This window comes from Aedoeadaptatus urinae, assembly GCF_900155585.1.
Taxonomy (GTDB): Bacteria; Bacillota; Clostridia; order Tissierellales; family Peptoniphilaceae; genus Aedoeadaptatus; species Aedoeadaptatus urinae.
This window is the reverse complement of sequence record NZ_LT707418.1, coordinates 520,938-545,168: the sequence shown is the minus strand read 5'-3', so window position 1 is coordinate 545,168 and position 24,231 is coordinate 520,938. Positions and strand designations below refer to the sequence as shown.

General features: G+C 49.1%; 13 protein-coding genes. All 13 read left to right on the top strand.

What is annotated here, in order from left to right; genetic code table 11:
• Positions 1-62: 62 nt before the first annotated feature.
• The 13 genes from BQ7397_RS07765 to BQ7397_RS07705 all read left to right on the top strand — a co-directional run bounded on the left by BQ7397_RS07765 (position 63) and on the right by BQ7397_RS07705 (position 24,184).
• On the top strand, positions 63-779 hold the full coding sequence (locus tag BQ7397_RS07765) for a hypothetical protein (protein WP_077075524.1): 717 nt from the start codon (positions 63-65) through the stop codon (positions 777-779).
• 292 nt (positions 780-1,071) lie between these two features.
• The gene (locus BQ7397_RS07760; protein ID WP_083703472.1) at positions 1,072-7,335 is read left to right on the top strand and encodes an S-layer homology domain-containing protein; all 6,264 of its coding nucleotides are present in this window, start codon (positions 1,072-1,074) and stop codon (positions 7,333-7,335) included.
• Positions 7,336-7,371: 36 nt separating this feature from the next.
• Entirely contained in the window at positions 7,372-13,689 is a 6,318-nt protein-coding gene (locus tag BQ7397_RS07755; protein WP_083703471.1) for a S8 family serine peptidase, read from the top strand.
• Between the two features lie 136 nt (positions 13,690-13,825).
• Complete coding sequence (locus BQ7397_RS07750) at positions 13,826-14,659, top strand: helix-turn-helix domain-containing protein (protein ID WP_077075521.1); 834 nt, start codon at positions 13,826-13,828, stop codon at positions 14,657-14,659.
• A gap of 16 nt (positions 14,660-14,675) precedes the next feature.
• On the top strand, positions 14,676-15,053 hold the full coding sequence (locus tag BQ7397_RS07745) for a YbaN family protein (RefSeq protein ID WP_077075520.1): 378 nt from the start codon (positions 14,676-14,678) through the stop codon (positions 15,051-15,053).
• A 20-nt stretch (positions 15,054-15,073) separates the two neighbouring features.
• Positions 15,074-16,936, top strand: coding sequence for an NEAT domain-containing protein (locus BQ7397_RS07740; RefSeq protein ID WP_077075519.1), 1,863 nt, complete (start codon positions 15,074-15,076; stop codon positions 16,934-16,936).
• Positions 16,933-17,913 (top strand): heme-binding Shp domain-containing protein, encoded by a 981-nt coding sequence (locus tag BQ7397_RS07735; RefSeq protein WP_077075518.1) that lies wholly within the window; start codon positions 16,933-16,935, stop codon positions 17,911-17,913. The genes BQ7397_RS07740 and BQ7397_RS07735 overlap by 4 nt, the downstream gene beginning before the upstream one ends.
• A complete protein-coding gene (isdE, locus tag BQ7397_RS07730) occupies positions 17,885-18,769 on the top strand; it encodes a heme ABC transporter substrate-binding protein IsdE (RefSeq protein ID WP_077075517.1) in 885 nt (294 codons plus the stop codon). Before BQ7397_RS07735 ends, isdE begins: the two co-directional genes overlap by 29 nt.
• Complete coding sequence (locus tag BQ7397_RS07725; protein ID WP_083703469.1) at positions 18,753-19,769, top strand: FecCD family ABC transporter permease; 1,017 nt, start codon at positions 18,753-18,755, stop codon at positions 19,767-19,769. The genes isdE and BQ7397_RS07725 overlap by 17 nt, the downstream gene beginning before the upstream one ends.
• Positions 19,759-20,526, top strand: coding sequence for an ABC transporter ATP-binding protein (locus BQ7397_RS07720; protein WP_077075516.1), 768 nt, complete (start codon positions 19,759-19,761; stop codon positions 20,524-20,526). The genes BQ7397_RS07725 and BQ7397_RS07720 overlap by 11 nt, the downstream gene beginning before the upstream one ends.
• Complete coding sequence (locus tag BQ7397_RS07715) at positions 20,527-21,042, top strand: flavodoxin family protein (protein WP_077075515.1); 516 nt, start codon at positions 20,527-20,529, stop codon at positions 21,040-21,042.
• On the top strand, positions 21,039-23,318 hold the full coding sequence (locus BQ7397_RS07710) for an S-layer homology domain-containing protein (protein WP_077075514.1): 2,280 nt from the start codon (positions 21,039-21,041) through the stop codon (positions 23,316-23,318). The genes BQ7397_RS07715 and BQ7397_RS07710 overlap by 4 nt, the downstream gene beginning before the upstream one ends.
• A gap of 11 nt (positions 23,319-23,329) precedes the next feature.
• Complete coding sequence (locus tag BQ7397_RS07705; protein WP_077075513.1) at positions 23,330-24,184, top strand: stalk domain-containing protein; 855 nt, start codon at positions 23,330-23,332, stop codon at positions 24,182-24,184.
• Positions 24,185-24,231 lie beyond the last annotated feature (47 nt).

Sequence of the window (24,231 nt, the reverse complement as noted above, 5' to 3'; positions counted from 1 at the left end):
AGATTCGCTGACTCTTTTTCCTCGGCACCCTTTGCTATAATAAGAAAAAAGGGGGAAATGAAATGAAAAAGGGATTTTTCGCCGCGCTTTTCTTGCTTTTTTTGGTAGGCTGTACGGCGCCGGCATCGCGTACCGTGGATCACGTCATCTTTTGCGGACAGCTCTTGGATGGATCGGATTACATGGAAAAGGACGGCAAGGTCTTTATCGACGAAGGCGTGGTCATGGAAAAGGCATGCTATCTGCCCGTGAAAGATGAGGACAATGTGTCCTTTAAAACGACGCAAGAGACGATTATTCAAATCCCCATTCGTAAAGACACCGTCGTCCGACAAGATGACAAGCGCTATGTGAACATGGAAGAGGTCTTTGAGTCGCAGAAAAAAACCGTCTGCTATGATAAAGAGAAGCACCTCCTCGTCCTGGGCACCTTCGACCGGCAGGACCTGGCCTACAGCGACATTACGGAAAAAGAAAATCTGACCGATCCCGACATCAGTTGGGACTGGCCGGAAGACGGCATCGAAGGGGTGGAACCGGTAAAGGAAAAGGGACGGATCACCTTTGTCTTTAAAGCCACCGGCGAAATCTTGGGCACCATTGAAGAGAACCCCAAAGACTTTCCGCAAAAAGATCAGCTCCTTTTAGGCGCGAAGGACGGAAACTATTTGGTGGCCACGGTGAAAGAAAAAGAACCGAGAAAAAAGGGAGAGGTACCGAGCCGCCGCTCCTATGCCATCGATGGGATCATGTCCGTCTTGACCTCGGTAAAGATGTAGAATTAAAACAAGTACATGACGAAGAGCGAAAGCATCTCCACGGAGGTGCTTTTTTTTGTGCCATTGAAAAGTAAAATTTAAAATTACAATAACCCCCTGTTTACGGTGGGCAAAACCTTGAAATCATCGGGATAAATGGATGATGAGAGGAGATATCACTCCCTCTGAGTTAACCATGGGTAACGTAAAAAATTATACCGAATCCATTGATAAAGTCTATCGGCTCAATTAACATAATGATAGTAACAATCAGTTAGTTCTCACATAACCATAGACAGAAGGAGGAACATAAATGAAACGACCGATAGCACTCTTGTTGGCTTTATGTATGTTGCTGACAAGTTTTCCTGTAAGGAGTGTCCACGCCAATGGGGCGAAGGAAGTGCCTCAGGGCATTGTATTCGACACATCGGAAGGGGATTTGAAAATAGGATTTGGCGACGGTAAGCCAAGCCAAGCGCAAAGCGATTGGATGCAAAGTATTGAATCCATTAAGTTAAATAATCAATCTTACTACAAGCAAGGTACTTCGACAGGCGAGGCGAATTACAAATTTGCTTACGATGAGAGGGAAGGAAAGATCATCATCGACAACCACGTCCTCGTCCTACCGGAAAATACCATCGAGATCACAGCCCAAGGTTATAAATTTTATAAGGGCGTAATCAAAAATGAAAACATAAAGAAGATGGCAGACGGCCTGACGATCACATCCATCGAAACGGGAAAATCTTCCACGGATCCCGTGGGAACCTATGTCGGCGTTCGATTGAAATACGAACACAATTCTAATGATGGCGGCGCACTAACTTACTTATTAAAAAATAATGTGGAAAAAGTCGTCATCGACGGAAAGACTCTGAACCGCATAGGAAGCGACCATTACCCCAATCTTATGTGGCAGGACGGAATTTTCCGCACATGGGATAAGATAAATGACGCGAAGGCCATTGTAGAGAACTTCGGCAATAAAACCGCCCATCAATTTAAAATTATCATGAAAGACGGCTCGGAAGTCGTGAAGACGGATGATGGTTATGTGGATGAGAACAAAGAACCTGCGCCCAATGAAAAACTCAGCCAAGTGAACACCGGCGGCATGGCGAAAGGTTTAGAAATTACTGGTGTGGGCACACCTAAAGTATTGGGCAATGCGCTGGAGCTTGCAAGCGATACGCTGAGAGAAGAATGGCCTACTAAGTATTTCCAAAACATTCGCTATATTCTCGTCGACGACAACCAAGGCAATGATTTAAGACCGGGTTTTTCAAACTTCTTTGTCGATGCGAAGAAAAATTCCGGCGACCTAAGCCTTCAAGATAATCAACTTGAATTTGCCATGTTTGGCTTAAAGCTTTTAGACAACAAGGCACACAAAATCGAAATCGGCTTTAAAGACGGCAACACCATTACCTACACCCAAGCAGGCTATGTTGCACCCCAAGAAATTAAATTCGATGTAAAAAAATACATCGCCGAGCAAGACAAAAAACAAGAGCCGCAACCGGGCAATGAAAATACCTTGGCGAAGCGCTTCCAAATCGACCACATCGGTTTCATTAAAAAATGGAACGGCGAATTCGATTATGATTCTCCTAAAATTTTCTTTAAAAACCTTCCGCCTAAATCGGATATAGCGGAAAGCAATGCATTGGAAGCTGCCATGAAGGACGCCACGTTCCAAATCAATGGTGGCGAAAAGATTACCAATGTCCAAGGTGGTATTTCTCGCGGCTTGACGGAATGTTTTGAGCCCCATACCTTCGCACCTTATGGTGGACCGGCATTGGCAAAGGCGTTAAAGGCAGCAGGGGAAGATCCCCATATTGTGGTTACCTTCTCCGACGGTTCCGTCTGGGATAACAAACCTGGTGAAAGCGGCCACGAAACGCCGGCACCTGAAACCGGAAAGAAAGACGAGTACCCCATTAAAAACATCATCTTTAAAATCAATGGATCCTCGCCTCAATTGGAATTGGATTTCGGTTCGGCTCAAAAGGCAAAAGAAGTCGGTAACGAAATTAAGACCATTAAAATCAACGGAAAAGCTTACGATAAATCCACCTTCGGTTTTAGTATGGTCACCGATCACTACATTTCCAACGACGAAGAAATCGGCAAAGCCCTTTACGGCAAGAGCGAAATCAAAGTGGAAATCACCTACAATGACGGCACCACGGCGACAAAAACAGTAACCATTACGCCGGTGGAAGATCCCAATGCGCCGAAACCGCAACCGGAAACGCCGAAGCTCGTCACCAAAGTCGATGCAGCCACAGGTGTTAAAGCGGAATACATGTCCGATGTTTTTGAAGAGGGAACGGAATTAAAAGTAAAAAAAGTCGATAAGGCGAAATTCTTTGAAACCTACCAAAACGCGGACAAGGATATCGACAAAGCAGGGAACTTTACCGCCTACGACGTGTCCTTCGTAAAGAACGGAGCAACCCAAGGCACGATTAAGAATGTGAAGCTTTTCTTCCCCATCGGCGATCACAATAAAACAAGCGTCGCTTTGTACCAAGCCTATGCTTACGAAGATGACGACGATCAATTGCAAACGGGAACCTACAAAGTGAAACCGAAAGTGGAAGGCGACTTTATCACCTACTCCACCAACACTTTTACCACCTACGCCATAACAAGCGACAAGATGATTACTGAGACCGACGACACTACGAAGGTATCCGTTGAATACCCCAAGGGCGCCTTCAAAGACGGAACGGAACTCAAAGTCGTCAATGAGGCAGGCGGTCAATTTGTAAAAGACAATGCGGCAGTAAAATCTGTTGCCGAAAAAGCCAAGACTGTTACGGCTTATGACATCAGCTTCTTGCTTAATAATGCGAAACAACAACCGAATCGCAAGGTAGAAGTGACCCTTCCCCTCGGAAACCACGATAAAGACAGCGTGAAGGTTTACCATTACGATAAATCGGCCGCAGCGGCTCCCGAACTTGTAAAAGGCGTGAAGGTCGAAGGCCGAAATATCGTCTTTGAAGCGGACAAGTTCAGCTATTACTTTGTAACTTCCGGCGTAAAAGAAGAACCGGGGGATACGAGAAAGCTTAATGAACGCTTCGCCATTGAAGCGGTGAAGGCTGAAACCTCAAGCTACGGCTCGAAATCGCTAAAGATTTACTTTAAAAATTATCCGAAGCAAGGTGAACGAGAAGCACAAAAGGCTTTAGCCAAGGCGATCAAGGAAGCCACCTTTATCGTCAACGGCGGCGAGCCCATTAAGAATGTGGAAGGCTACTGTTCCTACGGCAGTGCCAACGCCTTTGACGTCATTAGCGAAAGTTTACAAGAAGCCATGGAAAAAGCGGGTGAAAACCCCCACATTAAAGTAGTCTTCTCCGACGGAAGCGAATGGGAAAACAGAAAAGCCGGTGAAGCACCTGCCAAGACCGACAACTTCGATTTAACGGACAAGCTTCCCAACGGCGAATACACCATTCAATTTACCGCATCGAAAGAGGGCGAAACCAAAGACCTTCCCATGGTAAGCGGTATTATCGGAAATCGCGCCAAGCTTGTTGTAGAGAACGGCAAAATGATGTTGTCCTTGCGAGTAGGCACAATGGCGGATCAAATACTGGACTTAGGCATGAAGATCGACGGTCAATTTAAATCCGGCGTAAAAACAACCAATGGTTTAAAACAAGATCAAGCCATCTATACCTGCGAAGTTAAGGACTTGAATCAAATTCAAAAGCTCGCTGTTCTTGTAAAAGCCATGGGAGGAAGTGCCGATAAAATCGGTCAATTCGATAAGTATACGAAGGCCGACCTCCACTTTAAAGCCCCCATTAAAAAAGGCTTTACAGGCTACGACGATCCCACGGATCCCGAAGTCCAAAAGAAGAGAAACGACGAGAATCTTACCTTGAAACTTTTAGATGCAGGCGTGAAAGATTTAAATAATGACGGCAAGCTTTCCCCTGAAGAGTTGCATAATGCCAAAGGCAAATTGGATCTTTCCGGAGAAAAAATTGCGAAGACACCGGATATTTCCATGTTGAAAGACCTCGGCCCCGGCGTCACGGGCATCGAGCTTTCCAGCAACGACATTACCGAAATCCCCGCCGGGCTTTTCGACAAGATGACGAACATTACCCATATTAATATTTACGGCAACAAGATCAAAACCCTTCCCAAGGGCATTTTCGATAACAACGAAGACCTCTCCACTTTATGGATGTCCGGGAATAAGTTGAAGGACTTGGACAAAGATTTACTGGCGAAAAATAAAAAAATCAAAGAGATCGACCTGTCCAACAACGGCATTGAAAAATTACCGGAAGGCTTCTTGAAAGATGCGCGTCGCTTGGAAACCTTCTATGCTTCCGAAAACGAATTAACCACCCTGAACGGCGTTTTAGCAGACAACTATCAACGTTTAAGAGTCATTAATGTCAATGGCAATCAACTGACGTCCTTGCCGGAAGCATTCGGAAAGTATAAATCTCTGGAAGACCTTCGAGCCAACAACAACAAGCTGAAGGCGCTTCCGGGAGCCATGGATCAATTAAGCCGACTGGTCATCCTCGATTTGGAAAACAATAAAATTGAATCATTACCGGAAAGTCTATGGTTGAGACTTGCGGATAATGCCAACCAATATGCAACGAAGAATCCGAATTTAATCGTCAAGGGCAATCTCTTAAAAGACATTCCCTTCGATACAATTGCGAAAAAGGCGAGCGGTCAACGGGTGCGGTTCAACAAATTCGACGTATCCTGCAACTACTTGAAATCCACCTTAACGGACTCTGAATTAGCTACCATTAAAAAAGCCGGCGTGACCATTAAAGACACCCACGACAACTATTACCAACCCCAACGCAGTGCCATCAACGCACAAGTGAACTATGCAGAGGGCAAAGTAAAGGTAAGCCAAGATTTGGATCTCCTTCAAATGTTCTACTGGAATATTGGAGATATTAACGATTGGAAATTCTTCAAGAACCCTGGCGAATACAAAGCTTTTGTGGAAAGCACCATTTACAATAAGTACAGCATTCGCACAGGCAACGCCCAACTGGGCATTGCACAGGTTTTGGATAAAGCCGGATGGGACTGGAAGATTCAAAACATCATTGAAAAGATCGACGGCGACAAGGCCACCATCGTCTATAACGGTTATGTAAAGAACAAGGGCCACAACGATATCGATTCGGAAATCGATCCGGTAGACAGCTTGACGATGGAAATTAAGGCTGCTTTAGACCCCGGTGCAAATTACAAACTGACCCGGCGCCTCATGCTTTCGAAGAGTAGTTTCCAAACGGAATTTAACTACTCAGTAGACTTCAAGACCCCCGGAACGGCGGTTGATGAGGACCTTGCCAAGGCAAAGGATGCGTTAAGGGCAGCCATCGCGGCGGCAGAAGCCAAGCTTAAAGACGGCAAAGACTATACTGCTGACAGTAAGAAAGCGGTAGAAGAAAAACTGGCAGCTGCTAACGAAGCATTAAAAGGAAACAATGCCGAAGCCATGAACGCGGCGAAAGCTAATCTTGAAAATGCCGTGAAGGCCCTTAAAGAAAAGGAAGTTGTTCCACAAGAAGACGCCAAGCTTAAAGAAGCGAAAGCGGCTTTAACCAAGGCCATCGCAGCCGCAGAAGCCAAGCTGAAAGACGGCAAGGTCTACACAGCTGAAACGAAAGCAGCGGCAGAAAAGGCTATCGCCCGGGCGAAAAAAGATTTAGCGGGAAGCGATAAAGAGGCTATAAACAAGGCGAAAGACGTTTTAGAAAAAGCGGTCGCCGGCTTAAAAGAAGCACAAAAACCGACGCCTCAACCGCAACCGCAACCGAAGCCGAATCCGCAACCGAAGCCGACACCGAAGCCTTCCAATGAAAATAAAAACAGGCCCGGCGGCTCCTATTCCGGCGGCGCAAGCAACAAATCCGGCTCAAATACGCAATCCACCCCGTCGAAACCTCAGGAAAGTAAACCGGTTGAAAAACCGAAGACGACGGAAACCAAGGCGAACTTTACGCTGAATGTGCCGAAAGAAGCCTTCGTCAAAGGCTATCCCGACGGAAGCTTTAAACCGAATCAACAAGTGGTTCGTTCGGAACTTGCCACCATGCTGGCGCGTTTTGTAAGCGTAAGCGGCGATTTGCAAAAAGCCCTCACAGACATTCGCCCCACGGATTGGTATTTCGATAGCTTTAAAACTTTAATCAATGCAGGCATTATCACCGGCTACGGCGACGGCAATTACCATCCCGATGAAGGGGTAACCAGAGCCCAAGCGGTTACCATGATCGCCAGATTAAAAGGCCTTCAACCGAAACAGGGCGGATTTAAAGATGTTCCCGCAAACGCGTGGTATGCAGGCTATGCCGGCGCCCTGAAAGAAGCGGGCATCGTCGTCGGCTACGAGGACGGATCCTTTGGCGGAGACCGGGTTATTACCCGTGCGGAAATTATCGCCATGATTAACCGCGCATTCAATATTCCCAAGAAGGAATCCCGCAAAGCGTTCAGCGATTTGCCGGAAAACCACTGGGCTTACGAGGACATTCAAAAAGCCGCCAACTAAATGCGGAAAAAGTAAGAAAGAGAGGATGCTCATCCAATGAGTAAACAAGGAGTTTGTATCAAACGATTTGTCATACCTGTGGTATTAAGTTTCTTAATGCTCTTTACAGGGATGATGAGTCCGAGCTTTGCAGCCGCCCCCAATGGGGCGGCCAAAGCTGCCTCCTTTGGCGATAAAGATCCATCGGAAAAAATCACCTTGCTCGTGGCGCTGAAAGAGCGCAAGCGAGAAAAAAGAACGGGATTACCGTCGGTGGATGCCGAAGATTTAAACACAAGAGAAAATATTCGCGCGCAAGTGGCCTATGCCCGTGCGGCGCGGGAAACTTTTTATAATAGCTTAAAGGCGGCCAAGATTCATTACGAAGTGGTGGAAACCTACGACGTGGCCTACACCGGCGTCGCCCTGAAAGTGCAACGAAAAGAAATTCCCGTCATTGAAAAAATGGCGGACGTCGCTTCGGTGGAAATCTCCCAAGAGTTTAAGGCGCCGAAAAAGTCCATCATGCCCCGATCCTTCGGAAAGACGGACACCTCGTCCAACAACATGGTGGAAGCAGACAAGGCGTGGAAAAAAAGCTACGCCGGAAAAGGCAGCGTCATCGCCGTCATCGACTCCGGCGTGGATCCTTACCACGAAGCCATGAAGCTTAGTGATTCAAACAGCGGTCGCATCAAAAGCCAACGCGAAGTCAAGAAAATGATCGACGACTTGGACATTGCCCGCGGCGAGTATTTCAACTCGAAGATTCCCTTCGGTTATAACTACGCCAACAAGTCCACCTCCATCAAAGAATTTGATCCCATGAGCCACGGCATGCACGTCTCGGGCATTGTGGCAGGGAACAGCAAAAAAATTCAAGGGGTGGCGCCGGAAGCACAAATCGTCTTTATGCGTGTCTTCGGTGGCGGAATGTTCGGAAACGGCACCTCGGCGGAAATTTACACCAAGGCCATTGACGATGCCATAAAACTGGGCGTGGATTCCATGAACATCAGCATCGGCTCCCCTGCCGGGACGGAAGATTATGTCTTCCCCAACACGGTGCGCGCCCTTGAAAATGCAAAGCAAGCGGGGATTCTCGTGGCCATTGCGGCAGGGAACAACGGCTTCTTCGGCTACTCTCCCGGCTCAAATGCCAAGCCGAAAGCGGAAAATCCGGACATCGGCATGTTGGCCGATCCTTCCGTGAGCCCCAACTCCCTTTCCGTGGCCTCCATTCAAAACATGCAGGTGGCCAAAAAAGGCATTCAGATTAAGAATGATGACCGCGTATTAAGTTTCCAACCGACGGCCAACGCCAAGGTGACGGATCAATGGGTTTCCCTAAAAGATTGCGGTTACGGACGGCCCAATGATTTTAAAGAACAGGGTGACGGGAGTACCTACGCTCTAATCGAGCGTGGAGAGCCGGGCCCTATTACCGGCGATCCCCTTTCTTTTACAGATAAGATTAACAATGCCCGGGACAAGGGGTATGCAGGCGTTATTATTTACGATAATGAGCCGGATATGCCTCTAATCCAAGTGGAAGCGCCGGGGACGACCATTCCCGCCGCCTTCGTCAACCGGAAAGATGGCCTTTATTTAAAGGACATCATCTCAAGAAATCCCCGAGCACAAATTCGTTTTAACGATGAATATGTTTACAGTTCAAGTGATGACGGCGGTCAACCGTCGGAATTCTCATCCTGGGGCTTGACGCCTAACGGCAATTTGAAGCCGGATATTGCGGCGCCGGGCGGCGGCATTCTTTCTTCATTAAACGACAATCAATACGGCGTGATGGACGGCACGTCCATGGCGGCGCCTCACGTGGCAGGCGGCGTGGCTCTCGTGAAACAACGGGTAGAGAAAGACTTCCCCGGTATGCGCGGCGATAAGAAGTATGATCTCATTAAAAAACTTTTAATGTCTACGGCCCAACCTTACAAATACAAGGACTCCGGAGCCTATGCATCGCCTCGCCAACAAGGCTCGGGCCTGATGCAAGTGGATAAAGCCATTACGACCACCGCCTTTATCGAAGGATCGCACGGCTTAACTTCCATCAATCTAGGCAAAAATTTAAAGGGCGACAAGGTCACCGTGCCCTTTAAAATCGTCAATATGGGCAATGAGGCGAAGACCTACACCTACTACGGCGTGTTAAATACGGATAAGGTCGAAGGGGGCAAGATCGTCTTGCGTCCCGAGAAAATTTCCGAAAGTGAAAAGAAAACTGTCACGGTTGAACCCCATCAATCGCTAGAATTAACAGTTGAACTTCCCGTAACGGGATTGAATAAGCTGGAACAAACCATGCCTAACGGCTTCTTCCTGGAAGGTTTTGTCTTCTGCGAAGAACAAGGCGGCGTGAATTTGTCGGCTCCCTTTGTCGGATTCCACGGAAGCTTCGACAAGTTAGAAATAGCGGAAACGCCCCTTTACGATTTAGTGAAGGCAGGGAAGCGCTCCTACTACTACGACAAAGGCGGCAAAGACGATTACTACGGCACCAATATCGGCGGCGAAATCGACAAAAACCTTATCGTATTGGGAACGCAAGCAAAATCGACGAAGGCCAATCCGATTTTTGAAAAAGAAAAGATCGCCTTCTCGCCCAACGGCGACGGAAGGGCAGACAAAGCTATTTTCATGGCCACCTTCCTGCGAAATTTTGGCGGTGTCGAAATCTCCATTAAAACGCATCAAGGCAAGCAAGTTTACTACAGCAAAAATCCGGAAGACCGCGGCGTGAAAAACTTCTTCGTGGATCCGAGAATGGGTAACATGTTTGCCAACAATATGATGACCACCAAGCCTCACTGGCAATGGAACGGCAACGATTTATCGGGCAAACCCCTTCCCGACGGAAAATACTACATGACGGTAAAAGTAGCCGCCGCCGGAAAGTCTATCGGCGAGGACAGCCAAGTTATGGAATTTCCCATTACTATGGACAGGGTATATCCCCGCGTGACGAAGGCATACTTTAACGCCGACAAGACCACCTACACCATCGAATCCATCGATGAAGAGGGCTCCGGCATTTTATCCGTGCTGCTGAAAAAAGGCAAAGACACCATCGAACCCAAGGTGGAAAACGGGAAATATATTTTCGATTTAAAAAACATTAAGATCGAAGACTACGAAGTGGAAATCAACGACCAAGCCCGCAACGATGTACACTATCCGCTGGCGAGCGGCGAACGCACCGGCAACGAACGGAGCGTGCGCATTAAGGCATTGGCCGGCAATGATCCCGTGCCTGCAGAAGCCTTTACCTGGACGGTACAAAGTCCGGAGGGAAAAATCGAAGACCCCAACAATCTTTCCTCCGGTAAACACGTACTTGTGGTCAACGTGAAAGACGGAAACTACAAATTAATCGGCGAGAAAACCAGGGAATTTGAAATCGGACAAGACGAACTGGTGAAAGAACTGGAAGTACGCTTCGACTCCGTTGATACGGCAGATGTTCACATTACCATGAACAATCCCGACAAGGTGAACGTGTCCCTCGTGGTAAAAAATAAAGACGTGGAAGGTCAGGAATATGTACCGACCATCGTCAACCCCGGCCTTCAAACCATTAAGTTGCCCTTAGGCAATTACACCATCGACGTCAGCGGCATTCAAAACGGCTATTACGCCATGGTCGACGGCGGGGAAGATTTCACCGTCGACAGTCAAAAGCTGTTGACGAAGACCGTTAAAGTTAACAAAATCGAAAGCAAAGAAATAACTGTCCGTTTAAACCGCAAAGGTTATGACGGTGCCCTCCGCTTGAAATTAATCGGTCAAGACGTGTACCGAACAGAGCAAAACATAGAATTTGCACCGGGACAAAGTGAAAAGAAGGTAAGCCTTAACTTCATTCCTTCCACTGTGGAACTCCAAGACATGGAAGACGGCTATTACGGACTAAGTAATCGTTCCAAAACATGGCGTGCTATTAAGAATGCAAGTGCTTGGACCGTCACTCTCACACCCCTTGAGGAAAAAGATCCCAATTATGTCGACAAGAGTAAACTCCGCGCATTAGTTGCCAAGGCACGCGAAGCCTTGGCCCATAAATCGGAATACGCCATGGAAACGAAGGAGGATCTACGTCACTGGCAATACATCGACATTTACTTGCCCATGGCGGAACAAACCATAGCCAACGACAAGGCAAGCCAAGACGAAGTGGACAAAGTTTACAACAACTTATACGAAGGTCTCAGCAAGATCCGCAAGAAAGGCGAATCTCGTTACGATCAATCGAAATTAGAGAAGGCCATTGAACATGCGGAAGGTTTAAAGGCGGCAGACTACACCGATAAAACGTGGCATGAAGTACAAGAAGCTTTAGAGAAAGCGAAAGCCCTGCTTCAAAAATCCGACGAGGAAAAAAATCAAGACATGGTGGACATTGCCACCGACGACCTCAACGAAGCCTTGGACGGATTGGTGCGAAAGGACGGCGGCGATCTAGTCGACAAAAAAGTGTTGGAAGAAGCCCTGAAGGCCTACAAAGACGCTCAATACAATAGGAACGACTATACGCCGGAATCCTTCCATCGCTTGGAATTGGCCGTGGAAGCGGCCGAAGAACTCATGGCCCGCCCCTTCCCCTCCCGAGAAGAAGTCAACGAAGCGGCCGCGGAATTAAATGACGCCATGGCAAAGCTTCATTCCATTACGGGCAAGAAAGAGCGGGAAGCTGAACGCGAAGCTCTGAAACAAGAACTTCTGGCGGCTCGCGAGTTAAAAGAAAGTGATTATACGCCACAAAGCTGGCTGCGTTTACAAGAGCGCATCGCCTCTGTGCAAAAAATTGCCGATGATGAAAACTCCAGTTTAGACAGTTTGAAATACGGACGTAGGACCTTAAAAGAAGCCATTGATCTTCTGGAAAAACCGTCTCAAGAAGAAGCGGCGAAAACAGAAATTTTCGAACTTCCCTTTAGGGCACTTCACGAAAGCAAGGATCAGGAATCGATGGCGGCCGGTGTCTTCCAATCGCCTGCGAAGGTGATTAAGACAACGGACAAAGAAGGCAAGGTTAATTACCGTGTCGTCGTCAACTGCAAGGTTCTGGAAATAGCCGGCAGCCAAGGTCATTTAAAAGATATCCTGTTTGCTTCTTCCGACACAGAAGGCAAAGTGGAAGCCATGCCCGTCATCGACAAGGTGACCGATGCCATGGGTGACTTAACCTCCGTCACCATTGATATGGGCAAAGACCTTCGTCCGGTGCATTTTGTAAAAGTGAAATACGTCATCGGCAACGGACCCGGATTCCATGAAGATGTTCTGCGCCTAAGCTACGATATCGACAAGATGAAAAAGGTCGGAGAATCCGGCGAAAAACCGCCGAAGGTGGACGACGGCCTTGAAAAAGCGAAAATTGCATTGAAAGAGGCCATTGCAAAAGCGAAAGAAAAACTTGCCGCCGCATCTTACACGGCGGAATCGAAAGCCAAGCTTGAAGCAGCCATTCACTCGGCCAAGGCGGCTTTAGAAGGCAACGACGCAACCGACATCAATCAAGCGGTAACCTCTATATACAATGCCATGGATCAATTGGTAAAAGAAACACCGAAGCCGGAGCCGAGTCCGACACCGGATGTGCCGAAGCCAAAGCCGGAGCCGAGTCCGACACCGAGACCGGAGCCGAAACCCGTTCCGAAACCGGATCCCTGGCCTCGCCAAGAGCCGCGAGGCGAATCGCCTGCGCCTTCTTACCGTCCGAGCCATCAAGCATCGGCACCTGCGGTAAAACAACCTGAGGTGAAGAAGGAAGCGCCGAAAGTTGCGGAACAAAAAGCCCACAGCTTTACGATAAAAGCACCTGAAAAAGCCTACGTGAAAGGCTTCCCCGACGGCAGCTTTAAGCCGAATAAGGAAGTTACCCGTGCAGAAGTGGCACAAATTTTGAATCAATTCATTCAAAACAGCCAAGCCTACCGTCTTCCCACGGACGTGGATGCCGGCGCATGGTACGGCAAAAGCATGGCACGCCTTTACGGCCTGTCGATTTTAAACGGCTTTGGAGACGGAAGTGTGCGTCCGCAAGGCGCCATGACCCGCGCCGAAGTGGCCACGATCATGACCCGCATTTTAAATCTCAAAATGGAAAATGCGCGATTCAATGATGTGACGCCCGGTGCATGGTACAACGGCTACGTCGGTGCTGTGCAAGCTGCCGGCATTATCAGCGGCTATCCCGACGGATCCTTTGGCGGCGAGCGTACGGTAACCCGCGCGGAACTTATCGTCATCGTAAACCGCGCCTTTAAAGTGGTCGGCCGACCCGGCACGATGCAATTTAAAGATGTTCCCGCCAACCACTGGGCCTGTAAAGAAATTCAGAAGGCAGCCAATTAATCATGAAGGAGTGCGGATCATTCCGCATTCCTTTCCATGATAAAAAAACAGTTGAATGATAGGCAGTAAAATCTTACAATGAAAAGCAGTGATTAATGATAAACCATATCAACGAATTCATTGGAAGGATGACGCTATGACGGATTTACGTTTAACAGAACAACAACAAAAATACCTACTGTGCTTTACCGACGAGTACCCGAGCCGCACGATTATCGACTTAAGTCAAATCTTTTCGTGCTCTCGGCCCAATGCAAAGAAAATGCTGGACCGAATGGTTAAGGCCGGGATTTTATACAAACAAAAAAATGATTACTACGTCACCGAGATCGGCATGTTGATTAAAGATAAATTGGAGCGGGAAAAGCAATTGCTTGCCCTAACCATGCAAGGCATTTTCGGCCTTGAAGAAGATCGGGCCACGAGCTTCTCCTCGCAGCTTATCAGCAAGGGAGAGGATTGCATCGCCTGCTTCCTGTCGCAAAAATCGAAGCTATTCGAACATTTGCCGGAGCCGGGGCAGAAGGTGCCCGGGGAATTTCTGCTGCAAATTATGGAAAAGAAGACTTATCCTGTGTATCTCACTATTTTCCAACAACATATCGACGAAAAGGAAGCGGTGATTCGCGCCTCCATGGCCAACAAGGTCTTTGAACACAAGGCGGAGCTGGTCATCGACGCATCGCCCCATGTGGTGTTTGCCACCCGTTCTTTAAAAAAAGAACACAAAGGGCATATGAAACACGGTGCCATCAAAGAGCTGGCTTACCAAAAAGACGGCGAATGCCACGCCATCCCCTTTAAGGATCGGCGAGTGGAAATTCCTCTGGATGTTTTCGGCGAGTGGACCTATTTGGGTGGCGGCGTCCTGGTGTCTTACACCTGGTTCCGCTCCCATGCGGCGGTGAACTTTTCCGGCCACCGGGCCGAGGCGAATTATCTTTTGGTTTTAAATCTTGCACAGTGTTAGTTAAAGGAGCAGATTTTTGAAAATACTCTTTATGGTCTTGGGCTTTCTCTTTACGGGAATCGGGCTGATCGGCGTGTATCTGCCGTTGCTTCCCACGACGCCCTTTCTGATTTTGGCGGCGGCGTGTTTTGCGCGGGGCTCCAAAAGATTCCATACCTGGCTCACCCAATTGCCCATGTATCAAAATAATGTGGCGCCCCTGTTGGAAGGCAAGGGCATGACGAAAGAGAAAAAGTATAAAGTGCTCGCACTCATTACTTTGCTTCTGGCCATTTGCTTTTTCGTGATTCCCGTGAAACACGCCCGCATGGCCATCGTCTTCGTACTGGCGCTCCACTACTATATTTTCCTGAAGCGCATACCGACTCAGCCTGCGTCAACTGCAAGCGAATAATGATTACAAAGGATGGGGACATGAAACGACGATATAACTTCATACTTTTGCTTGTCCTCGCCATTTTACTTATTCCCGGCGGCGCATGGGCGAGCGGAGGCGCAGTGAAAGTGATGCTTCTAAAGAAAACAGAAGACGCCCCTTCCATGGCGCAAAAGGCACTAAAGCCGGAGGCGAAATGGATTGAAAAGGGCAACGAACGCCTGCTCACTTTGGAATTTTTGCCCTTGGATTTTATGGGCGCCCGTGGCTATTTAGGCGAAGTCACCGTGGCGGGGCATTCGTGTCGTGTGACGAGCTACTACAAAGAGTATGACAGTTACAATCATCCGAAAAACGGAAAAGATATACGCATGAAGGGGAAGCTCTATCCAAAAACTGTGGAATTTTCCGTGAGCCCCAACACATCTCTTTGTGATTTGAAATTTTACGTCCCGGTTATGGGCGAAATGGGCTTTGGCGAGCAAGAGGCGCGACTGAAAATTGAATGGCCCGACGCCGATAAGGGAGGGGCATCCGGAGAGGAAAAAAATTCTTTGCCCTCCCAAAGGGCGCCTTTACAAAAGGCCTCGGCCCCTTTGAATTTAAAGGACGGCCTTTATGCCATCGACGTGTCGTTATGGCACGAAACGGAAAACAAACCCTCTATGGGTAACGGTGCCCTGGATCATAAGGCGGAGCTTTTCGTAAAAGACGGCGTAGCCACCTTGTTTTTGGGAACGAAGGCCTTAAGTGTTTCAAACATTCAGGCGTCCCTGTGTCGGGTGTTTTATGAAACCGATGAAGGCTTTTCCGCCGCAGTCCCTCTCTGCTACGACTTAAAAGTAGAGGGAGAAGAGCTGCCGCGGCCGAGGATTTTCGCCCTGCCCTTAAAAGAAAAAACCGACATGATGAAGGTGAAGGTAGATCCGAAGGTGGCGCCTATGGGGGACGAGCCTTTAAATGCCCGATTGAAATTAGATTTTAAAAGCCTGAAGGCGATCCATGCCGATGAGACGACATTGGCCCTGCAGGCAAAAAGCGGCGCAAAGAGGCCTTCCTTCAAGAAAGCCCACGACTACGCTGATAAAGGCGTCGTGCTTTCGGTGCCGGCCGACGGTTTTGACGAGGCTTTTGAGTTTTACGCCAATGCCCTTGTGGGAGGCGAACTACAAAATCAGCTACAAAAGCTTCAGCTTCCCCCCGGAACAAAAGCCTATCGCATCGAAGCACGTCGGCCCATTGAGTCGATTCCGAAGGATTACAAGGATTCGGTGCAGACACTGGGAAAAAGACTGGAGCCGCTAAAGCCGGTGACCGTCGCCCTTCCCTTCAGCGGATCGGGGGAGATTTATAACGAAAAAGGCGAAAAGCTGAAATCGAAGGCGAGTGACGGAAAAATTTCCTTCGAAACGAAAAGCCTGGGCGTCTTTTTTATTAAGTCCCAGACAGCTTTGCCGAAACAAGTTGGCAAGAGCAGCGGCTTTACGGCAAGACCCCCGGCAAAAGCCGCTACGCCTGTCGCCCCCGCGGCTGTTCAACCCTCAACCATAGCGGCGGCAAGCGCTCCTGCAGCGGCAGCTGTCTCATCCAGTGCTCCCGAAGCCCCAGCCCCCAAAGGGGAGGACGGCTATGACGGGGCCGATGATTGGGAGGCGGGGGATATCCCGGAAGGGGACGCACCGGGAGACAGCCACCTCGCCGATGAAGCGGGCGATACCGCGGACCTGCATCCGACGAACAATGAAGCTTTGCAAGAGAAAGAGAGGCCGGGTCTGATTATTTTCTGTTTAATGATTATCTTTGCCGCCCTCGCAGGCGGTCTATACATGACGCGAAAGTATTACCTCATGTACATGGACGAGCTTATTTATGAAGCAGACAGAAAGAAGGAGGAACGATGAAAAAAATTCTCTCTTTTCTTTTGGCTCTGCTTCTGTTGTTGCCGTCTCGTGCCTTTGCCAATGGACCGTGCATTGTAGATATGCGGGCTTCCTATCGCCATCCCGCCACAGGGGTCATTGAAGATTCGGGAAAAAACGAAGGCATCGGTCAGGGCATGGCGGAAGGCGTCTTGCATCCACAGGCCCTTTACGAGGAAGTGGGCGGCAAGCGCCTGTTAACCATTCGCCTCCATATGATGGACAATGTGTCCAAGGTCGGCATCGCCGTACAGAGAAAGGGGGCGAGCGGCTTTAGCAATGCGAGCTACGACACACCTCAAGGCGCCGGCGAATGGAAAGATTTTCGCTTTCAGCTGCCGGCGAGGGAATGTGTGATTCGACTAAGTCTTTTCATCGACGCCATGGGCAGAGAAGTCATCTTCTATGGCGACATGGGTAAGATGACGCCGGGGAATACGGATTTCGTTTTATCTGCTGGCGGTGACTCGGCACAAAAGGCGGCGGCTCCGGCGAAAAGCCCTTCGGCTTCCCAACCCAAAGTGAACAGCGCCTCGCCCGGCAAAACCCCTGCGGCGACGCCGGCGAGTCCCTCTCCTGTAGCGGACGCCTCTCAGGATGCGTCGGCACCGGATGAAAATGCCGACACCACGACCCACGGAGGCGATTCGGGCCTCGGCGATACGGAAAGCGACATCGGCTACGAGCACGGTCTTTTAACGGAAGACTCACCGGAGATTCAATCCCTTGAAAATGGAGAGGATGCCCATGAAGACAAAGACAAGGCTCGTGAGAAAAAAGCTCCTTGGGGCCCGGCGACGCGGATTGTCTTCGCGTCCATGATGGCCGTCTTGGTCTTTGTGACCTGCGGCGCTCTTGCCTCAGCTGCCGTCTTTTACGTTCTGGCGCAGCGAAAGCGCACACTTAATGAACTAAGTGAGGAAGAAGACAATGAAGACTTCGATTTTGAAGATTTTTAGTTTCGCCCTCACGCTCCTGTGTCTGACAGGCTGCGTGGATCAAAAAACCAAGCCCCGAAAAACCATTGACGGAGACCATGCCCGCATCATTGCGACCTCGGCGGCCTGCGCCGATATTTTGGACAAGCTGGATGTGGATCTGGTTGCCATTGCCGATTCCAAATTGCAGCCCCCGCCGAAGCGATACGAGCATCTTCCCACCATCGGCCTGGCCATGAACCCGGACATGGAAAAAATTTCCTCCATGAATCCGGATATGGTCTTTTCACCGGCAAGCCTTATGCCCGATCTGCTTCCGAAATACAAGGCGGCGGGCATTCACTTCGGCTTTGTGAATCTTTCCAATGTGCCGGGGATGTATCGTTCCATCGAGGACATGGGTCATCTCTTAAATCGGGAAAAAGAAGCGGAAGCCCTCGTAAAAGATTACGAAGACTTTATGAAGGATTTCAAATCAAAAAACAAAGGACCGGCGCCACGCGTCTTGATCCTTATGGGTCTGCCCGGCTCCTATGTGGCGGCAACGGACAAGTCCTATGTGGGCAGTTTGGTCAAATTGGCCGGCGGAGAAAATGTCTATACCGACGACGATCAGCAGTTTTTAACGGTCAACACGGAAGATATGCTGGAAAAAGATCCGGATATTATTCTGAGAACGGCACACGCCATGCCCGACAAGGTGCATCAAATGTTTCAAGATGAATTTAAAAACAACGACGTCTGGAAACATTTCCGAGCCGTAAAAGAAAATAAAGTGTATGACCTTAATACGAAGATATTTGGTATGAGTGCCAATTTTTCCTACAAAGAGGCACTGGGAGATTTAGAAAAGGTGTTTTATGGACAAGGGAACTGACGAATTAAAACAAAAAGTACGCAGGCGATGGATTTCCTTCGCCGCCGTCGCCGTCCTCCTGGTCGTGGTCTTTTTCTTCTCCCTGACGGAGGGCTCATTAAAATTAGGCGTGGGACAAATTTTGCGCGGCCTGCTCTTCTCCTATGACGGGGAAGTGGCGAGAATTTACGATTTGCGCTTCCCCCGCGTCTTTATCGCCATCTTAGCCGGCGCATCCCTCGCCACATCGGGAACGCTTTTGCAGGCGGTGATGAAAAATCCCTTAACAGACCCGGGGATCATCGGCATTTCTGCGGCGGCCAACTTCGTCAATTCCATGGTTCTCGCCTTATCGCCGGCGCTAATGGGCTTCTCGCCCCTGTTCTCCATTGCCGGCGGCCTGCTGGCCTACTTTTTGATCTACACCCTGGCATGGGACGGCGGTGTGCGACCCACGCGACTGATTCTCGTGGGCGTGGCGTTGAACATGACCTTTATTGGCATTGGCGAAGGCATTAAATCTCTGATGGGAAGAAATTTAAGTACCACTCAAGCCATTATCGAAGGGAATGTGGCACAGAAAACCTGGAGCGATGTGCATATTCTCTGCCTCTACGTAATAATCTTTTTAGTGGCGGCGTTATTTACTATTCGCTCTCTGAATTTATTGAGCCTGGAAGACAAAACCGCCCGTGCCTTGGGTGTGCGCGTGGACCGGGACCGCTTTATCGTGGCCCTTATCGCCATTATATTGGCGTCGGTCACCACGGCGGTAGCGGGCGTTATCGGCTTTTTGGGCCTTATCGTCCCCCACATCGGCCGCGTTCTCGTAGGAGGCGACCACAAGCATCTGTTGCCCTTTAACATGCTTCTCGGCAGTTTGATCCTACTGCTGTCGGACACGGTGGGGCGCATCGCAGCCTATCCCTACGAAATACCGGCGGCGGTCATTATGTCCGTCTTCGGCGGGCCCTTCTTTATCGCATTGTTGAAACTGGGAGGCGAAAACTATGGAGATTAAAAACCTAAGCTACGCCTATACCAAGGGACATTTGATTTTAAACAAGCTCAATTTAAAAGTGACCCCCGGCGCCATTACCACACTAATGGGCGCCAACGGCTCGGGGAAATCCACTCTACTGAAAATACTGAGCCGACAAATGAAGCCGAGCCGCGGCCGGGTACTTTTGCATGGGAAAGATGTTTTCTCCTATCCGCCAAAAGACTACGCGCGGGAACTGGGCATCGTTCACCAACAAAACCGAATCATCGGCGATTTAAAGGTTAAAGATTATGTATCCTACGGGCGGAATCCCTATTTAAAACCGCTGCAAAAATATTCGGCGGAGGACATGGAAGAAATCGAACGTGCCATGGACATGACCGGCATTACGGAATTGGCCCAGAGAGAAATCAGAACCCTGTCCGGCGGACAGAAGCAACGTGTGTTTATCGCCATGGCAGTGGCACAATGCTCCGACATTCTCTTGCTGGACGAGCCCACGACTTATTTGGACATAAAGTATCAGCTGGAAATTTTGCGGCTCGTAAAAAAAATCAATGAAGAGCGCAACACCACCATCGTCATGGTGCTCCACGATATTATGCAGGCGATAAATTATTCCGATGAAGTTATCGGCATGTACCACGGTAAAATCGTCTACCAAGGCGATCCCAAGGAGGTGCTGAACAGTCGGGTCATCAGTAAATTATACGGCACGGAGCTGGAATTGTTTCACGCAGGCGATGCGTCCATTGTAAAACCCAAGGAGGATTAGATGAAAGGATTTATAGCCTACTCGTCGAAGACGGGAAACACGAAGCGCATGGCACAGTATCTGCACGACGCGCTGAAAGAAAATCGGGATTTGACCCTTTTAGATTTAAAGGACAAACCGGATCTGTCGGGCTACGACTACGGCCTTCTCGGCGGCTGGTGCGATCGGGCCTTGCCCGACAAGGCGGTGATGAAGGCTTTGGAAGGAGCACCGAAAAAACTCGGCCTTTTCATGACCTTAGGCGCCATGCCCGATTCCGAACACGGGGGCCGGGCCATGGAAGGCCTCGAGAAATGTCTCTCCGATCACAAGAAAGATAGCTTGGGCACCTACTTATGTCCCGGCAAAGTGGACGAAAAATTGGCTGCCCGCATCGATCTGCTCGTCTTCGTGCCCAAGGATGCACGGGAGCAAATGAAGGAAGCATCCGAGGTCTCCAGAGAGGCGACGGGGGATGAACTGAAGGAAGCGGCAATGTATTTTACAGAACAGTTAGAAAAAGGAGGAATTCGATGAAAATTCGATCGACAAGCTTGGCTCTGGCGGCAGCAATGAGTGCCGGCTATTTAGCGGCCCCGATTAATGTGCTGGCTAAGGCACCGGAAACGCCCCAAGGTGTTTATGCACAACCTTTTGCTGAAGGCGAACAAGCTGCGGCAAAGGAAAAGCATTATGAACTGGAATGGAAATTAAAGAAGGCGGATGCTCCGGAAAAAGATTCCATGGCGGCAGACCATATAGAGAAAGTAACGGCTGCCGAAAAAGACGGGAAGTGGACATTTACCATTTCGATTAAGCCGGAATCGAGTCAATTTATTGCTAAGTTTTACTACTACAAGGACGGAGCTAAGCTTGAGGCTCAACAAAATGGCAACGACTGGTCCTTTACCCTCGACTCAAAACCGGAGAAAACGATTAAGCTGGCATTTGCCATTACTGTCATGAAGGGAGAAGAACCGGACGCTTTACTCGAAATTTCGGCTTACAAGGAAATAAAAGGCGAGGCATCGCAAGAGCCGGAAACACCTGGACAAAAGCCGAAGGACGAATCGGGTCTTGGAAAGGCGAAAAAAGCTTTAGAGGGTGCCGTTCAAAAGGCGAACGATGAGGATAAAGACAAGTGGGATGTAAAAGTTGTAAATGCCCTTAGTGATTCTACAAAATCAGCTGGTGCCCTTTTAAAAGATGCATCGGCCAAAGAAGATGATCTGGCTTTAAAGGAAAGCGAATTGAACTTTCTCCTCGCCCTCGGTGAAAAAACAAAGGGCATGGATGATGCGGCTAAAAAAACTTACGAAGGATTTTTAACCGTCGCCTCGGAGTTAAAGGATGCAAAGCTTGCCGATAAAGGGGAGCTGAAAAAGAACCTCGATAAAAATGCCACCCTATTAAAAGCTACGAATATAAAAGATGAAGATCTGAAAAAAGCCGGCGATGCCTTCGCCCTCTTTATGGGAAATTCCAAGCCTGCCGATGCGACGGATCTAGGCAATTTAAAGGAACTGATCGGGCAAAAGAAAAAAGTCGATCTCTCTTCTTATACGGAAAAATCTCAAAAGGAATTAAAGGAGCTGCTGGAACAAGCGTCGAAAGAAATTAAAGCCGGCAAGCTGACGAAGGGGCGCGTTCGGGAGTTGGAAGCTGCCATCAACGGTTGGCACGGTGTCATAAAAAATGAAAAGCCGAAAGAAGATAAGAAGGACGAAAAGGAAAAGAAACAAACCGTTCGTTACGACGTGCCGGTAGAACTTGTCAAATCCGACGGCAGCAAGTCCATGGCCTCCTCTGCATTAAGCAGCTGGGCGACGGTGGATGAGTATGACGGGCACTACACGTACTACATTCAATTTAAGCCCATGAAATTCGGCGACAAGGAAGGGCGCTTAACCAATCTCTTCTATTACGAAAACGGAAGAAAGTATCAAGCCCGTTATCATGGTAATGATTTATGGTCCTTTACCTTGAGTGAAAGAGTAAGTTCTCAAAAAATTGCCGTTTGGGTCGATATAATGGACGAAATGGCAGGGGGCGCAGGCAAGGGCGAACAAGACGCCTATATTCAATTTAATTGGTACCGCGCCAAGGAAACCAAACGCTTTGACGGCGAAGTGAAAGAGCCCGAAAAGAAGAAGGAAGACGAAAAGAAGGAAGAAGAAAAGAAAAAGGTCGACGAAAAGGCCTTGAAAGAAAAGAAGAAGGAATTTTTAAAAGCACAGAGAGAACGGGAGCGGCAGGTCGCTTTAAGAACCTTCACTGACGTCACCGCCGATCACTGGGCATTGGATGCCATCGCCCACAGCTATGCGCGCGGTTACTTTAAAGGCGAAGGGGAAGGCCGCTTCGCACCGAACCGCGCCATCACCCGCGGCGAATTTGTCACGATCCTCGGGAGAAAGGCAGGGGCTTCGGCATCTAACACGGCGACGATTTTCCAAGACGTCTCCTCCGGCGCTTATTACGCAGGCTATGTGGCATGGGCACAATCGAAAGGCATCGTAGCAGGTGTCGGCCAAGGACGCTTTGAACCCAACCGCACCATTACCCGCGAGGAAATGGCGGTTATGCTGAATAAATTCCTCGCGTCTCAAAATAAATCCTACGCCGCCACAGGCTACGGGAATTTCTCCGACGGAGGCTCCATTGCAGTCTGGGCGAAGGATTCCGTTGACAAGATGGCCCGCCAAGGTCTTTTATCGGGCATGGGCAATGGAAACTTTGCACCGAAGGAAAGTTTCAGCCGCGCCCAAGCCGCTCAAGTGTTGTACACCATTGACACCAAAGATATGAAATAAGGAGATTGACGATGAAAAAATTTTTATCTTTAGCACTGGCCCTTGTATGCTTACTGGCACCCAATGTGGCCCGCGCCGAATCGAGCAAAACTTATGAAGTCCCCGTGGCATTGAAACATGCCACAAGTGAAAAGGAATCCATGGCCAATAAGGCCCTTTGCCCCGTCGCGGAAGTGAAGGAAGAAGGTGGCAAGTTCACCTACAAAGTGTATGTAAAGCCCCTGAATTTTATGAACCAACAAGGAAATTTAACCAATCTCTTTGTCCTCACGGGAGGCCGCAGAGAGGCCACCGGCCTCGCGGGTAAGGGAGAACACACGAAGAGCTTCAGCTTTGTAAGCGGAGTAAAAGAAAACATGGTAGACGTGGCCGTATGGGTGGATGTCATGGACCAAATGCAGGGGGGTACACCCGGAGCCGGGGAACAAAAGGCGCGCCTCGTTTTCGATTGGTCCAAAGCAAAAATGATCCAAGCCGCAGAATCGAAAAAAACTCCCGAGGCCAAAGGTAATAAAAATGCCATTACCATTTTGGTCAACGGCAAGGAAGTCAAAACGGACAGCCCGGCCTTCATTAAAGACGGTCGCACCATGGTGCCTGTACGCTTTATCTCCGAAGCTCTGGGCCTGAAAGTGGGTTGGGATCAAAAAACCCGCACGGTCACCGTAGGTGAAGGGGCAAGCAGCATGAAGCTTGCCATCGGATCAAAGAAGATTGTGCGTGCAAATGGCAAGAAAACAGCCATCGACGTGGCCGCTATGATTCAAAACGGTCGCACCATGGTGCCTATTCGTGCCATCAGCGAGCTCTCCGGCGCCAAGGTGGACTGGAATGCAGCGAATCGCCAAGTAATTATTCAAAAGTAGAAGGGGGCCGGCGCCTTCGCCGGCTCTTTTTATTATCTGACAGAAAG